This window comes from Pseudalkalibacillus berkeleyi (assembly GCF_021608225.1).
Classification (GTDB): domain Bacteria; phylum Bacillota; class Bacilli; order Bacillales; family Fictibacillaceae; genus Pseudalkalibacillus; species Pseudalkalibacillus berkeleyi.
Genome location: NZ_JAKIJS010000005.1, coordinates 22112 through 36761 on the forward strand (window position 1 = coordinate 22112; position 14650 = coordinate 36761).

Consider the following 14650-nt stretch of genomic DNA (forward strand, 5'->3'; position numbering starts at 1 on the left):
ATTTTAAAATGAAAATATAGGGGGATTCAGATGTTTAAGCTAGTGAAGACTAATCAAAAATTCCGTAGGTTAGCCGCTGCTCTGTTTGTTTCTGAAGTAGGATCTTGGTTTAGTTATATGTTGTTAATCGTGTTGACATATAGCTCAACTAAATCTTTGTTAACAACAATGGGAGTAACAGGAAGCTTAAGTATTGGTAGTTTAATAGGAGGTGCGGTTGCAGGGGTTTTTATTGAAAATAAAAGACCTGTTAAAGTAATTGTTACCACAAATATTGTGAGTGCGATAGGTATTTGTTCGCTATATTTCTTACCAAATTATTTATGGATCTATTTCATTGCCGCTTTTTTCTTAGCCCTTGTTTCCTCATTTCGAAATCCTGCTTTTAATAAGTTTATTGTTGATATTGTTGATAAAGAAAATTTAATGGATGCAAACGCAACATTTCAAACAACTCGTGAATTGGTAAAAATAATTGGCCCAGGCTTAGCTGCAACTGTATTAGCAGTTCTACCTGAAAGTGAAAAGAATTTAGGATTCGTAATTGATGCAGTAACTTATGTTATTGCTAGTACCTTTTTGATGGGAGTGTTATTCAAAAACATTGAAGGTACTAAAATCAGTGTTGAAAAAAATAAGAACACTCAAACCTTTTGGCAACGTTGGGTTGAGGGATTAGCACCTGCAAAATCTCCTGTAATTATCAGTATATTAATGATGTATGTATTTATTATGTTTGGAATAGCAGGTGTTGATGTTACTTTTACCGCTCATGTTAATACTAGTGGTTACGAGGCTGAGTTCGTAGGATATATTTTAGGTGCCCTCAGTTGTGGAATGATCTTAACATCAATTTTCGGCTCAAAATATATAAAGAAATTGTCACTTCATGTACAGCTTGGTGGAGCAACTGCTGGGTTAGGGTTGTTTTACATGGGAATTGGATTGTCTGGAAGTCTTTATTTCATGATGGTTTCAGCTTTTTTCCTCGGTATATTCAATTCAACATTCAATATAAGTGCGTCAACATTTTGGCAAACAGCAATCCCATATGATCAACTAGGAAGGTTTTTCAGTGTTATAACGAGCTTTTTAAGTACTATTACATTAATCGGTATGGGTCTAAATGGATTTATAGGTACAATTTCTAGTGCAAGTTTTGTGATATTAATTTGCGGAATTATGATATTGTTTTCCGGAGTTATATCTTTATTTGTAATAATGAGACTAAGCGAAGAGGATCAAGTGGAAGTATTAGAAGAAAAGGTTAACTGATAAAAAGTAATCATCCCAATTTTTTAAGTTTATCTTTAAAGTAAAGAGAAAAGGGTGAGTAAATGAGCGAATGGAAAAAGCCTATTTTATTAATATCAGCCATAGGTGTTTCTCAAATAGGTAATTGGATATACCTAATTGCCTTAAATATTACCATATTGGACTTAACCGGTTCAGCGGCAGCAGTGGCAGGTCTTTATATAATTAGACCAATCGCGATTTTACTCACTAATACTTGGTCAGGAAGTGTAATTGATAGGGTAAACAAAAGAAAACTTATGATTTTTATTGATATAGTACGTGGTATCCTAGTTTTCACCATTCCTTTTATTGGGGAACTTTGGATAATCTATTTACTACTTCTATTAATAAATACTTTTGGGACATTTTTCGGTCCTGTTTCATCTGTTTATATAACAAAGTTGATTCCATATCAGAGAAGAAAAAGGTTCAATTCAATAATGAGCATGACAGGTTCAGGAGCATTTCTGACTGGACCTGCTACAGCAGGAGTACTAATTATTTATTTTGGTACTGAGTTATGCATTATTATTAACGCAGCTACCTTTATGATTTGTGCATTCTTCATTTTTCTCCTTCCAAATGTAGATGAAAATACAAATGGAGCAAGAGATCCGATTGGTTGGAAAACTATTGTAAATGATTGGAAAGTAGTTGAGATGTTTTCTATAAAAGCAAAATATTTCCTAGTTGTTTATATTCTTTTCCAATCTGCAATGTTAATCGGTTTTGCTTTAGATTCGCAAGAAGTCACATTTATTAAACAAAACCTTGAATTATCAGACCGTGATTATGGATTTATCGTGAGTTTGACTGGTTTAGGAGCCATATCAGGTGGAATCTTTTCAGCTATGGCAACTAAAAAGATTCCATTAAAGTTTTATTTAGGAGTTGGAATGTTGTTAACCTCTCTTGGGTATGTAATGTTTTATTCATCAATTAATTTTATTACTGCAACTATAGCATTTGTATTCTTAGGCTTCTTTATGGCATTTGCTAATACAGGATTCGCAACCTATTTTCAAAATAATGTTCCAGTTGAAATTATGGGGAGGTTTGGCAGTATTACTGATATGATCCAAGGAATTATTCAAATTGGATTTACTTTAATTCTGGGATTTCTGGCAGAATGGTTCTCTTTACAATTTATTTGCATAGTATTTTCACTTGTTGGTACATTTATGGCATTAGTTCTACTTACAATCATATTAAAGTCCCCTAGTTCAAGTTATTTTAATGAGAATTCTAAGGTAATTAATGGCTAACGTGTTGAGAGTCACAAAAACAGCCTATAAAAAAGTTCATCTTTAGATTAGCTAACCTTCTAGCAGAGAACTTCATTTAAATAATTAATTAGAAGAATTTATAAAAAAGACTTCAAGTAAAGGGGGCTATTCCTTAAGACGATGAATAGTATTGAATAAATTAATGGAGGTATAGATGAAGGTTAGGGAAGCTACAAAAACTGATGTTCCACAAATGGTCTCTTTAATCGAACAACTTGGTTATCCAACCGCGATAGAACAGTTTGAACAGAGGTTTGAAAAGATTTTTACTAATCCATGCTATCATACATTAGTTGCAGAGGTGGAGAATCAACTTGTTGGGATGGCAGGGTTATGTACGGATTTGTTTTACGAATACGATGGTTCTTATGTTCGAATTGTAGCTTTGTTGTTGATTCAAATTACAGAAGAAGAGGCATAGGAAAAAAGTTAATGCAAGAAATCGAAAGTTGGGCAAGAAATCAAGGCGTTACTGCAATAGCTTTAAATAGTGGAAATCGTAAAGAGAGAAAAGATGCACACCAATTTTATTTTAGCATGGGCTTTGAAGCTAAAAGTATCGGGTATGGTAAGGACCTTACTTAACTAAATCAGCTAATAGGATTTCATTTGTTATTGCATAAAAGGTGGCTTTTATTGAATAAGCCCTTGGTGTGAATTACTGTGTGAATCTCTTGGCGAATAATATTTTCAAAAGTAAAAAAAACACCCATTAAACTTGGGTGTTTTGAAATCGCTCGATTATTCGCTTTTGTCTTCTTCGTCTTCCTCATCTTCGTTAAACCAAAGTGGAGAATCGTTCTCTACCTCTCCGTTATAGTTTATGAATACTTCTTCTCCTGCTTTGATATCTTTATAAGCAAAGAAGTCGAAAGTGTGTTGATCGAAGTTAATGTCATAATAGGCGTTTGGCTGATACGAATGGTTAAACATCATACCATATCCTAACAGAAACGCTGAGTGGTGAAGCCCATATTCAAAAACGTAGTCAGCAAGGTGCGTTTTTTCGATATGTTCATGTTCCTCATTCGGGTATGGAAGCACAGGTGCTTCATGAATGAGTTCCCCTTTTTTTATATCACGAGTGGCGAATACGCCTTTGTCGTTTTCATCATCTGTTATTGTAGAACTTCTGATTTCAATCAATTTCTCACCTACTTATTCTCAAAATGTAACCATCCATCAGTCTGACAGGTGATCCTACTAAAAGCAATTATAAAAATTTTCCGATATACAGTCCAGTGCATAAAGTGTGTATACAAATAAGAATAAATATACATGAAAGGTGTATAACGAAGTCGAATGGAGTCGAATCTCGATGTGGAAAAGCGTTATCCACAGGTTGTGAACATTGTGGAAAACATAAGAAATCTATCGGGAAATAAAGACTTAATGATGTGAATAACTAAATGTGGATAAGTTCGAGTTATTCTGTGGATATTGTGGAAAAAACGACAAGAAAACCTAAAAATCACTGTTTACCCTGTGTATAACCCTGTGGATTGTGTGTATATGTGAGCAAACTAATAAATAAAGAAGAGGAGTTGACCCTCGTAAAGTGTGGATCAACTCCTTATTTCCCAGTCTACACCGTTTGTAAACCTTCCCATTCTTCTAGTAGTGTTTCTAAATCATGATTTGCTTTTTCAAGTTGTTCATTAAGCTCTTGGCTTTTCTCAAAATCTTGAAAGATGTCGGGCTGGCTTAGTTGGTGTTCAATCGCTTCAATCTTCTGTTCGCTCTCTTCAATCTGTGCTTCTAGTTCTTCTATTCTGCGAAGTCTTTTACGCTCTTCTTTTTTCGCTTGTTTGTCGTTATGGAATTGCTCTTTTTGGTCACTGACCGTGTTTTCTTCCTTTTCATTAAGCTCTTCACGCTCTAGACGCTCGAATTCAGCTTGCTCTGCTTTCTTTTCAAGATAATAGTCATAGTCGCCTAGGAAGTTTTCAAGACCCGTTGTGGATAACTCAACAACCCGTGTGGCAATTCGATTAATGAAATAACGGTCATGGGAAATGAACAAAATGGTTCCAGGAAAATCGACTAACGCATTTTCGAGTACTTCCTTACTATCAAGGTCGAGATGGTTCGTCGGCTCATCTAAAATAAGGACATTCGCTTTTTGCAACATGAGTTTTGCAAGTGCAAGTCGTGCTTTCTGTCCACCACTGAGTTCATTAACGCCTTTCAACACATCATCTCCGCTGAACAAGAAGTTCCCGAGAACGGTACGAATATCTTTTTCTGGATGAGTGGGGAATTCGTCCCATAGCTCGTGAAGAACCGTTTTATTACTGTTCAGGTCCGCTTGTTCTTGATCATAATAGCCAATCTTCACATTCGATCCGAACTGAAGGGATCCCGCTATTTTCCGGTCAGGGTGCATGATTGTTTTAATGAGCGTTGATTTACCGATCCCGTTCGGACCAACAAGCGCAATGCTTTCTTCTCGTTGAACATGAAGATCAATATCATCAACTAATATGGAGTCTTCATAACCGATCGCAAGTTTGTTCAACTTTAATACGTCGTTACCAGTTTTGCGTTCAATTCTAAACCCAAATTGAGCGGATTTCTCTCCACCATCTGGCCGGTCCATCACTTCCATTTTCTCAAGTTGTTTTCTTTTACTCTGAGCTCGTTTCGTAGTGGATGCACGTGCAATATTTCGCTGCACAAAATCTTGAAGCTTGGCAATTTCGGATTGCTGCTTTTCGTATTCTCTTACATCTTGTTCATACTGATCTGCCTTCTGTTCAAGATATTTGCTGTAATTACCGAAAAACTTCTTACTTCTCGTTCTCGAAATTTCATAAACTTGGGTCGCTACTTTATCTAGGAAGTATCTATCATGAGAAACGATTAATAAGGCTCCGGGGTAAGATTGTAAGTATGTTTCTAGCCAGTTTAATGTCTGTATATCCAGGTGGTTCGTCGGTTCATCCAAAATCAACAAATCTGGACGAGTTAATAGGAGCTTAACGAGTGCAAGTCGAGTCTTCTGACCACCACTTAAGGATGCAATCGGTTTATTGTAATCCTCTTCATAGAAACGGAAGCCATGAAGGGTCGAGCGGATATCATTTTCATATTGATATCCACCTTTTAATTGAAAGCTTTGTTGCAGGGAATCATATTCTGAGAGTACTTTGGTGTAAAGATTCTCATCACTCAATACTTTCTCTTGTCCCATTTTTGATTCCAACGCACGGATTTGTTCTTCCATTAGTTGAAGGTCGTGAAAGACTTCAATCATTTCATCCCAAATCGTGTTTTCTGATTCAAGACCAGCGTCCTGCGCTAAGTAACCGACTTCAATTTCATTCGGCTTCATAATCGCACCAGAGTCGTAAGAAAGGTGACCGCTGATGATCTTCAACAACGTCGATTTACCAGCTCCGTTTCTTCCGACAAGGGCGATTCGGTCTCGGGATTGTACTTCAAGTTTAATATTCGATAAAATAAGGTCAGCACCATAATATTTTGTTATGTCTTGGGCTTGCATGACGATCATGTGTAACACCTCTCTATAAAGGAAGTTCAAAAATCAACGAATGATAAACTACGAATTTTCGACGTACAGGACGTACTAGTACTGCCGTTGTCACAGGACGTGACGTAGTTAGGCAGTGAGTGTTACTCGGTTTCTCTGGTCCTCACGTATTAAACATATACGCTCCGGTCCTCAAAACCGTCGTGCCTTAGGATCACAGGATGTGATTCAGTTCAACGTTGTCACAGGACGTGACGATCTTAGTTGAACTTCATAACCGGTTGTTTCTTATTCATCAATTTTTGAACACTATTGTTTTTTGTTCGATTTTGTTCGACACATTCGTATTAATCTTAGTGTAGCCTATGGGGGAAAGTGCAAGCAACTGTGCAATATTCAATGTTTTGTTATATTTTCAATTATTTCAAGCCTTACTTTTGTTGAAAAATGGTGTATAGTCTCTCTTAGGTGGTGATATTATGGGCGATTTTACGCATTTCAATGACCAAGGTCGAGCGAAGATGGTCGATATATCTGATAAAGAAGAAACGGTTAGGACAGCTCGTGTTCGAAGCAGTGTCCGCGTTTCGAAGGAAATATATGAAGCGATTCAAGGCAATCGTATCAAAAAGGGTGATGTGTTATCCGTTGCCCAAGTAGCAGGGATTATGGCTGCAAAAAAAACACCTGATATCGTACCGATGTGTCATCCATTACCACTGAAAGCAGTAGATATCACATTTGAATGGACGGTAGAAAATACATATGAGCTCATCATCGATGTTACCGTGAAAACAAAGGGGAATACCGGCGTTGAAATGGAAGCACTGACAGCGGCATCTGCCGTTGGCTTGACCGTTTACGATATGTGTAAGGCAATTGATAAAGGCATGATAATTGGTCCGACTTATCTACTCGAAAAAACGGGTGGGAAGAATGGCGATTACCGGCACGATATATAATAGTGTTCCTAAATCGATTGGAGGGATCTTATGAGCGTTGATGAACAAAAAATACCTCAAGCAACTGCTAAACGGTTGCCACTGTATTACCGTTTTCTCAAAAACTTATCCTCATCCGGGAAGCTACGTGTATCCTCATCTGAGCTAAGTGAAGCGGTCAAAGTGGATTCTGCGACAATCCGAAGAGATTTTTCTTATTTTGGAGCACTAGGTAAGAAGGGTTATGGTTACAATGTAAACTACTTGCTAACCTTTTTCCGAAAAACACTCGATCAAGATGAAGTCACGAAAGTCATGCTGATTGGAGTGGGGAATTTAGGGACAGCCCTTCTGAACTATAATTTTTTGAAAAACGACAACACGAGAGTTGAACTTGCGTTTGATGTTGATCCTAATAAAATTGGAACGAAGATCAGCGGTGTTCCAATTTATGATTTGAAAGATTTGAAGAAGCATGTAACGAATGATGTATCGGTTGCTATTTTGACCGTTCCTGCTCAAACAGCACAAACGGTCGCAGATGAACTTGTCGAAACAGGCGTGAACGGAATTTTGAATTTCACACCAGCTCGACTAACTGTACCAGATGACGTCAGGATTCATCATATAGATTTAGCAGTTGAACTCCAATCGTTGATTTACTTTTTGAAGAATTATCCGTTGGAAAAATAAATATAAGACATTTTTTGAGGAGGTGACCAATATGCTTGGTCCAGGAAGTTGGATTATTGTCGGAGTCGTTGCATTGTTGATTTTCGGTCCGAAAAAGTTACCTGAGCTAGGAAAGGCAGCTGGAAAGACATTAAGAGAATTCAAGAATGCGACAAGTGGCCTCGTAGATGATGATAACGAACAAGATAAAAAAGAAAAAGATAAAGACAATGAGCAAGACAAGAAGAACAAAGATCAGGACTAGTTAGGAAGGTAGTTTCGTATGACGGAAAGACAAATGACGCTTCAAAGCCATGTTGAAGAACTGAGAAAAAGAATTTTCATCGTCATACTTATTTTTTTGGCGGCATTTATTTCAGGATTTTTCCTCTCGATGCCGCTCATCCAATATTTGAAGCAAACGCCAGAAGCAGCTGGATTGGAACTGAATGTGTTCAAATTAACCGATCCGCTTACAGTGTTTCTTGATTTTGCCTTTCTTATTGGTTTGTTAATCACATCACCAGTTGCGCTTTATCAAATTTGGGCGTTCATTAGTCCTGGATTATTAGAGAAAGAGCGTAGGGTGACTTTAATGTATATCCCGCTGACATTCTTTTTGTTTGTAGGGGGTATATCTTTTTCATACTTCATTCTGTTTCCATTCGTCATAGATTTTATGAATGGACTATCTGATCTGCTCGGAGTGGAAGAAGAATACGGCATTAATGAATATTTTCACTTTCTGTTCCGGCTGACATTACCGTTCGGAATTCTATTTCAATTCCCAGTTGTCATCATGTTCTTGACGAGACTCGGTCTGGTCACACCAGCCTTTTTACGAAAAATTCGTAAGTACTCGTACTTCGTATTGCTCGTACTTGCAGGTATGATTACACCACCAGAGCTCATTTCACACTTGATGGTGACGGTTCCACTCATACTCTTGTATGAGATCAGCATCCTAATAGCAGGATTTGCATATAAAAAAGCAATGAAAACAGCAGAAGAACAAGAGGAAGACGAAGAAGAATAAGGAAATTAAGAAAGCGACCGGGAACGGTCGCTTTTTTCTTGGTTAATGTACAAATCAATTTTCATCATCAAGTCTCATTTTATTCAACTGCTTTTGAAGCTACTTTTATAAGTTCACTCTTTGCGATAGGTTTTGTAGATGTGTAATCAATCGCGTATTCCACGTCGCCAGTTCGCCAGCTAATCATTTGGGTTTCGTCTGTTGAAGTATAATAAGCGGTTGTTCCGTTGTTCAAAGTTAACGTTTCATCCCAGCTAGAAACATTATTCCAGCCTATTTCAGTTGTTGCCCAGTACGTTAATGATTCATCTGAATTCTCATACACGAGCTTCACTCGATCAAAGCCACTAATCTCTGAATATCTGTTTTCAACATCAAAAGGGATGTATAAAAGTTCATTTACGTCAAAAGACACAATCCAGCCAGCAGCATGGACCGGAAGCTTCACAGTCGAAATTAACAATGCAACCACTAGGATTGCAAACACCGAATAGGTGATCAGCATTCTTTTTCTAAAAGTCCGTTTATCCAGGCTGATTCCCTCCTCCGAACAACTTTTTCTATAGTTTACCATTTTTAAATAAAATTGTATTGTAACTTTATAGCCTCTTATCAGTCTACATATTTAGGAGAGGGGGGGATGGTACGAACATGTCGGCACCTTTTGAAGAGATCTATGAAACTTACAAAAAAGCGATTTATACATATCTCTTAAGAAATACATATGATTCACATATAGCAGAAGAGCTAACGCACGACACATTTATGAAAGCATTTAAACAAATTCATTCATTTCGACACGAAAGTTCACTGAAAACGTGGCTATTTACAATTGCTAGGAATACTTATTTGTCTTATCAAAACAAAAGCTCTACAAAATTTGAGCATAGTGAAGAAAAGCATGAGCTGTGGGAAGGTGGAAAAAGTGAATTTGAAGCAATGGTCGAAAGGGATGGAATCTTGTTCGTTCTATCAGCCCTCAACGAAAAAGAGAGAACATACATCTTACTTCGTGACCAACAAGAGATGACCTATCAAGAAATGAGCGAAGTTTTGGGTGAGAAAGTAGGTTCAGTAAAGGTAGGTCTATTCAGAGCAAGAAAGAAATTTAAAGACACGTATACGAAAGAATACGGGGGGATACGAAATTGAAGGATTCATGTCAATTGATTCAGGATTTGTATCCGTTGTACATAGAAGACGAGCTTAGCCCATCAGTGAAAAAGATGGTGGACGAACATTTGGAAAGCTGTTCGACATGCCGACAGATCTACGGGACTGGAGAGGGATTTGGTGAAGAAATAACAGATGAACATGTTGATGTTCCAACAACACTTGATGATCGAGTCAAATTAAAGCTTAAGTTCCGAAGGATGAAAGTGATTGCCGCAATCTTAGCTGTCATCATTGCGATGATGCTTTTCAACAAATACGAAAATTCCAGGCAAGAGGTGTTTGATTGGAGTAACAGTAAATATGCTGAGGCGAGAGAATTGGTAGACTATATCGAAGCAACGAAACATGAAGACATTGCGTCTTTAGAATTTCAAAAAGAAATGTTTGAACAATGGTGGGCAACGAACGATGACGCCTTTAATTGGTGGGAATTGTATCAATTAAGCAATACAGAATACTATTTAAAAATTGAAAATAATGCGTTATATACGACGCTGAAGACTTTACATCACAAAAGAAAAAATACGCAATGGGATGAAGTCGATCAACAAACCTATCAAAGCCTTAAAGAATATAGTGCTCTATACCAGCAAGAAGTGGAGGAGGAATATAAGGGGTTTCATCATGGATATAGTTCTTATCTGAAAATGGTGGATATCATAGGGATAGAGGCTGTCGTAAAAGAAATTAACGAACTAACGTATCACTACAATCGCTCCCATCGGCTTCCTGAAAATGTCGAACGTTTAACGGACGAAGAAGTTAAAGATAAATTAGGTAGTTATTTTAAAATCAAACCCTCTGAAATTGACTTAAAACCTACATCACCGCTATCCGATGATATTGGAAAGGCTAAATTCCGAAGCAAACATATAAGCGGATACGTAGATGTTTTTACTGGGAATATTATTCGTTTTAATAGGCATCATGAAGAACAAGATGTAAATAAAAACGTCAGTAAAGAAGAAGCTGAAGTGAAGATATTAACTTTTCTAGAAAGGCTCTATGGAGAGAACGCGGAAGTTGAGCTCAAATATAAAGGCATCAATAAACAAACTTTTTCTGAAAGGGAAGACTGGCATAACTTTTCTTTTATCCCAGTTAATCAAAGTTATCCACTTTTAGAAGGTCAATCTGACTATTTTTTGATCTCAGTTCATGTTCGTACAGGTAATGTGGATCACTTCTCGATTAACGGTGTTCAACTAGATCAATCTTTTTTTAACAAATCGTTTAAAGAGAATCTGTCACCTGATGAAGGCTTAGTCTTACTTCAGAAGATTGTTGCCGAAGAGGATGCACAATTTATTACTAAGAGAAGATATACACATAACAGAACATTTGTGATTCAAAGTCAGATAACAGGTGAATATGAACTTGTCCATGAATATCAACTTTTGAATGGTCAAGAGTTAAATAGGGTGAACCAAAATGATTCAGCCAGGCTCATTAATACAGAAACCGGTAAGGAAGAATTCCAATACAATAAACCGTATTAAAAAAAGATCGACCAAATTGGTCGATCCTTTATTTCTTCTTCATGCTTTTTATTTTTTTGCGTAGCTCGAACATTCTATATGCGTTAAAGAAGTCGTAAGCGGCGAGTGCCATGTTGAGAATTGGCCAGAATGACCAGACGCCGTCTTCTTGTGCATAGAAAATTGCTAAATAAGTAAATATGACGCCTAAAACGAGATAGGCGAAAATCCAAAAGGTTGGTGAAAATTTCATAATCAGCCTCCAATAATGAATTCAACGCTTTTCAGTTGCTTCTGTAGGTCTTGGATCTCATCACGGTAAACAACTTGGAAAAGCATGACGGTTGTATTGACTGCCACATGCGCAATAATTGGTACAATCAATCGTTTCGTTTTCACATACAAGAAGCTGAGTGTGAATCCGATTGCTGTATAAACGAGAATATGGCTGAAATCCCGGTGGACTAAAGCAAATATAAGTGAGCTGACAAGTGCAGCGATGATAAAATGAGTTCGTTTATAGAGTGTACCAAATATGATCTTCCGAAACACAATTTCTTCAAGGATCGGTCCGATGACAGACACGACCAATATGAGTAACGGTACAGACATGGTCAGTTCTACAATCATCTCCGTGTTTTCTGAACCAGGTTTAATACCTAACAGTTGCATCTCAATCGTTGCGGCAATAATTTGTGCAACGAACACCATAGGTATGCCGATAAATGCCCAACCAGCCGTTCTCGACCAACTCGCTCGTTCATCACGATTGAGCGGGTTACGGAATTCCGGTAACAAGATCAATAAGATAATCAAGAATCCGATTGAGAAACTGATGACATTCCATAGTCCTGGAATTTTATCTCGGGGTATATCCAACTCCAGTAATATAGGTAGTCCAATAAACCCGGATAATAATGTTGTTATATATACGATGAGGATCCATCCATATCGTTTATTCAATTACATCTCCTCTTTCATAAGAGATTTCCAATTTACTCAATGCTACATTTTAACACAGAATCAAGCGAAATACCTTTCATAAGATTTTTAGGCAATTTTACATAAACGTAATAAAAAAATTTTCAGTTATCTCTTGCAAAAAAAATAAAAGTTGATAAAATTAAAAATGGAATTAGCACTCACTTATACAGAGTGCTAATAATTAAAATAACATAATCCTTGAGGAGGGTGTTTCACTTGTTAAAGCCGTTAGGTGATCGTATTGTAATTGAGCTTGTAGAAAGCGAAGAAAAGACCGCAAGCGGGATTGTACTTCCTGACTCTGCGAAAGAAAAGCCGCAAGAAGGAAAAATCGTTGCAGTCGGTACAGGCCGAGTAACAGATAACGGAGAAAAAGTTGCACTTGAAGTTTCTGAAGGCGACACAGTTATCTATTCTAAGTACGCTGGTACTGAAGTGAAATATCAAGGTAAAGAATTTTTGATTTTACGTGAATCTGATGTACTAGCAATCGTTGGCTAAACCAATCTAGATTCTTCTAAAAGATTAATTCAACAAAGGGGAACGGATTCCCTACATACAACCAATCAAGGAGGTTCTTTATACAATGGCTAAAGATATTAAGTTTAGTGAAAATGCACGACGCTCAATGCTTGCTGGTGTTGATGCGCTTGCAGATGCTGTTAAAGTAACGCTTGGACCAAAAGGACGTAATGTCGTTCTTGAGAAGAAATTCGGTTCACCACTCATTACAAATGACGGTGTAACGATTGCAAAAGAAATCGAACTTGAAGATGCATTCGAAAACATGGGTGCTAAGCTCGTATCCGAAGTTGCAAGCAAAACAAATGACGTAGCTGGTGACGGTACGACTACAGCAACTGTTCTTGCGCAAGCAATGATCCGTGAAGGATTGAAGAACGTAACGTCTGGTGCAAACCCGATGGTCATCCGTAAGGGAATCGAAAAAGCAACTTCTGCAGCTGTAGAAGAGCTTAAGAACATTTCTAAGCAAATCGAAGGACGCGAATCAATTGCTCAAGTAGCTGCAATCTCTTCTGGAGACAATGAAGTCGGTCAATTGATCGCTGAAGCTATGGAGCGCGTTGGAAACGACGGCGTTATCACAATCGAAGAATCTAAAGGATTCGCTACTGAGCTAGAAGTTGTAGAAGGTATGCAATTCGACCGTGGATATGCATCTCCTTACATGGTTTCCGATTCAGATAAAATGGAAGCTGTTCTTGAGAACCCATACATTCTTGTAACAGACAAGAAAATCGGTAATATCCAAGAAGTACTTCCAGTACTAGAGCAAGTTGTTCAACAAGGTAAGCCGATCTTGATCATCGCTGAAGATGTTGAAGGTGAAGCGCTTGCAACACTCGTTGTAAACAAACTACGCGGAACATTTAATGCAGTTGCTGTTAAAGCACCTGGATTCGGTGACCGTCGTAAAGCAATGCTTGAAGACATCGCAACATTGACTGGTGCAGAAGTGATCACTGAAGACCTAGGTCTTGACCTTAAATCTGCAAACATTGGTCAACTAGGAACAGCTTCTAAAGTTGTTGTAACGAAAGATAACACAACAATCGTTGAAGGTGCTGGCGATACTGAGAAAATCTCTTCTCGCGTAAACACACTTCGTGCACAATTAGAAGAAACAACTTCTGAGTTCGATAAAGAAAAATTACAAGAGCGCCTAGCGAAGCTTGCTGGTGGAGTAGCAGTCATCAAAGTCGGTGCAGCTACAGAAACTGAATTGAAAGAACGTAAGCTACGTATTGAAGACGCATTGAACTCAACTCGTGCGGCAGTTGAAGAGGGAATCGTTTCAGGTGGTGGAACGGCACTTGTAAACGTCCTTAAAGCTGTTAAAGCGGTTCAAGCTGATGGTGACGAAGCAACGGGTGTAAACATCGTTGTACGTGCACTAGAAGAGCCAATCCGTCAAATCGCTCACAATGCTGGACTTGAAGGTTCTGTCGTTGTTGAACGCTTGAAAGGTGAAGACCTTGGAATTGGATTCAACGCACTAACTGGAGAATGGGTAAACATGATCGACGCTGGTATCGTTGACCCAACTAAGGTAACACGCTCAGCTCTACAAAACGCTGCATCCGTATCTGCAATGCTTCTAACAACTGAAGCAGTTATCGCAGATAAGCCGGAAGAAAACAACGGCGGCGGAGGCATGCCTGACATGGGCGGAATGGGCGGCATGGGTGGAATGGGCGGCATGATGTAACCTGCCCCCTAAACCCCTTTCGTAATAAGGTTTTAAAGGTCACAGTTTATACTGTGAC

At 38.0% G+C, this 14650-nt stretch carries 17 protein-coding genes; 12 read left to right on the top strand and 5 right to left on the bottom strand.

Going from position 1 to position 14650, the window contains the following annotated elements:
• Positions 1–30: 30 nt before the first annotated feature.
• From L2716_RS17560 to L2716_RS17575, 4 genes are all read left to right on the top strand, one after another.
• Entirely contained in the window at positions 31–1275 is a 1245-nt protein-coding gene (locus L2716_RS17560; protein WP_236338793.1) for an MFS transporter, read from the top strand.
• 62 nt (positions 1276–1337) lie between these two features.
• Positions 1338–2561, top strand: coding sequence for an MFS transporter (locus L2716_RS17565; RefSeq protein ID WP_236338795.1), 1224 nt, complete (start codon positions 1338–1340; stop codon positions 2559–2561).
• Between the two features lie 175 nt (positions 2562–2736).
• The gene (locus tag L2716_RS17570) at positions 2737–3003 is read left to right on the top strand and encodes a GNAT family N-acetyltransferase (protein ID WP_236338972.1); all 267 of its coding nucleotides are present in this window, start codon (positions 2737–2739) and stop codon (positions 3001–3003) included.
• Positions 2916–3167, top strand: a complete 252-nt coding sequence (locus tag L2716_RS17575) for a GNAT family N-acetyltransferase (RefSeq protein ID WP_236338797.1) — start codon at positions 2916–2918, stop codon at positions 3165–3167. The genes L2716_RS17570 and L2716_RS17575 overlap by 88 nt, the downstream gene beginning before the upstream one ends.
• 156 nt (positions 3168–3323) lie before the next feature.
• Here the strand turns inward: L2716_RS17575 and L2716_RS17580 are convergent, their stop codons facing one another.
• Both L2716_RS17580 and L2716_RS17585 read right to left on the bottom strand, forming a co-directional pair.
• On the bottom strand, positions 3324–3728 hold the full coding sequence (locus L2716_RS17580; RefSeq protein ID WP_236338799.1) for an SET domain-containing protein: 405 nt from the start codon (positions 3726–3728) through the stop codon (positions 3324–3326).
• Positions 3729–4167: 439 nt separating this feature from the next.
• Entirely contained in the window at positions 4168–6096 is a 1929-nt protein-coding gene (locus tag L2716_RS17585; protein ID WP_236338801.1) for an ABC-F family ATP-binding cassette domain-containing protein, read from the bottom strand.
• Between the two features lie 458 nt (positions 6097–6554).
• Between L2716_RS17585 and moaC the strand changes: the two genes are divergently transcribed.
• From moaC to tatC, 4 genes are read left to right on the top strand one after another with little or no spacing between them, the layout of a single operon-like run.
• The gene (moaC, locus tag L2716_RS17590; protein WP_236338803.1) at positions 6555–7037 is read left to right on the top strand and encodes a cyclic pyranopterin monophosphate synthase MoaC; all 483 of its coding nucleotides are present in this window, start codon (positions 6555–6557) and stop codon (positions 7035–7037) included.
• 30 nt (positions 7038–7067) lie between these two features.
• Entirely contained in the window at positions 7068–7709 is a 642-nt protein-coding gene (locus L2716_RS17595) for a redox-sensing transcriptional repressor Rex (RefSeq protein WP_236338806.1), read from the top strand.
• A gap of 31 nt (positions 7710–7740) precedes the next feature.
• Complete coding sequence (locus L2716_RS17600) at positions 7741–7953, top strand: twin-arginine translocase TatA/TatE family subunit (protein WP_236338808.1); 213 nt, start codon at positions 7741–7743, stop codon at positions 7951–7953.
• Positions 7954–7971: 18 nt separating this feature from the next.
• Complete coding sequence (tatC, locus tag L2716_RS17605) at positions 7972–8724, top strand: twin-arginine translocase subunit TatC (RefSeq protein WP_236338817.1); 753 nt, start codon at positions 7972–7974, stop codon at positions 8722–8724.
• A gap of 79 nt (positions 8725–8803) precedes the next feature.
• Here the strand turns inward: tatC and L2716_RS17610 are convergent, their stop codons facing one another.
• Complete coding sequence (locus L2716_RS17610; protein ID WP_236338820.1) at positions 8804–9229, bottom strand: hypothetical protein; 426 nt, start codon at positions 9227–9229, stop codon at positions 8804–8806.
• A 146-nt stretch (positions 9230–9375) separates the two neighbouring features.
• Here L2716_RS17610 and L2716_RS17615 point away from each other — a divergent pair, with 146 nt between their 5' ends.
• A complete protein-coding gene (locus L2716_RS17615) occupies positions 9376–9876 on the top strand; it encodes an RNA polymerase sigma factor (protein WP_236338821.1) in 501 nt (166 codons plus the stop codon).
• Entirely contained in the window at positions 9873–11399 is a 1527-nt protein-coding gene (locus L2716_RS17620; RefSeq protein WP_236338823.1) for a zf-HC2 domain-containing protein, read from the top strand. Before L2716_RS17615 ends, L2716_RS17620 begins: the two co-directional genes overlap by 4 nt.
• A 28-nt stretch (positions 11400–11427) precedes the next feature.
• Here L2716_RS17620 and L2716_RS17625 read toward each other — a convergent pair whose 3' ends face one another.
• Positions 11428–11631 carry a DUF4305 domain-containing protein gene (locus tag L2716_RS17625; RefSeq protein WP_236338826.1) on the bottom strand — a complete coding sequence of 68 codons (204 nt, stop codon included), beginning with the start codon at positions 11629–11631 and terminating at the stop codon, positions 11428–11430.
• Positions 11632–11633: 2 nt separating this feature from the next.
• Positions 11634–12341: a CPBP family intramembrane glutamic endopeptidase gene (locus tag L2716_RS17630; protein ID WP_236338828.1), complete on the bottom strand. Its 708-nt coding sequence runs from the start codon at positions 12339–12341 to the stop codon at positions 11634–11636.
• 237 nt (positions 12342–12578) lie between these two features.
• On the opposite strand from L2716_RS17630, the gene groES reads away from it, so the two are divergent.
• A complete protein-coding gene (groES, locus tag L2716_RS17635; RefSeq protein ID WP_226552736.1) occupies positions 12579–12863 on the top strand; it encodes a co-chaperone GroES in 285 nt (94 codons plus the stop codon).
• Positions 12864–12948: 85 nt separating this feature from the next.
• On the top strand, positions 12949–14592 hold the full coding sequence (gene groL / locus L2716_RS17640) for a chaperonin GroEL (RefSeq protein ID WP_236338845.1): 1644 nt from the start codon (positions 12949–12951) through the stop codon (positions 14590–14592).
• The last annotated feature ends 58 nt before the right edge of the window (positions 14593–14650 follow it).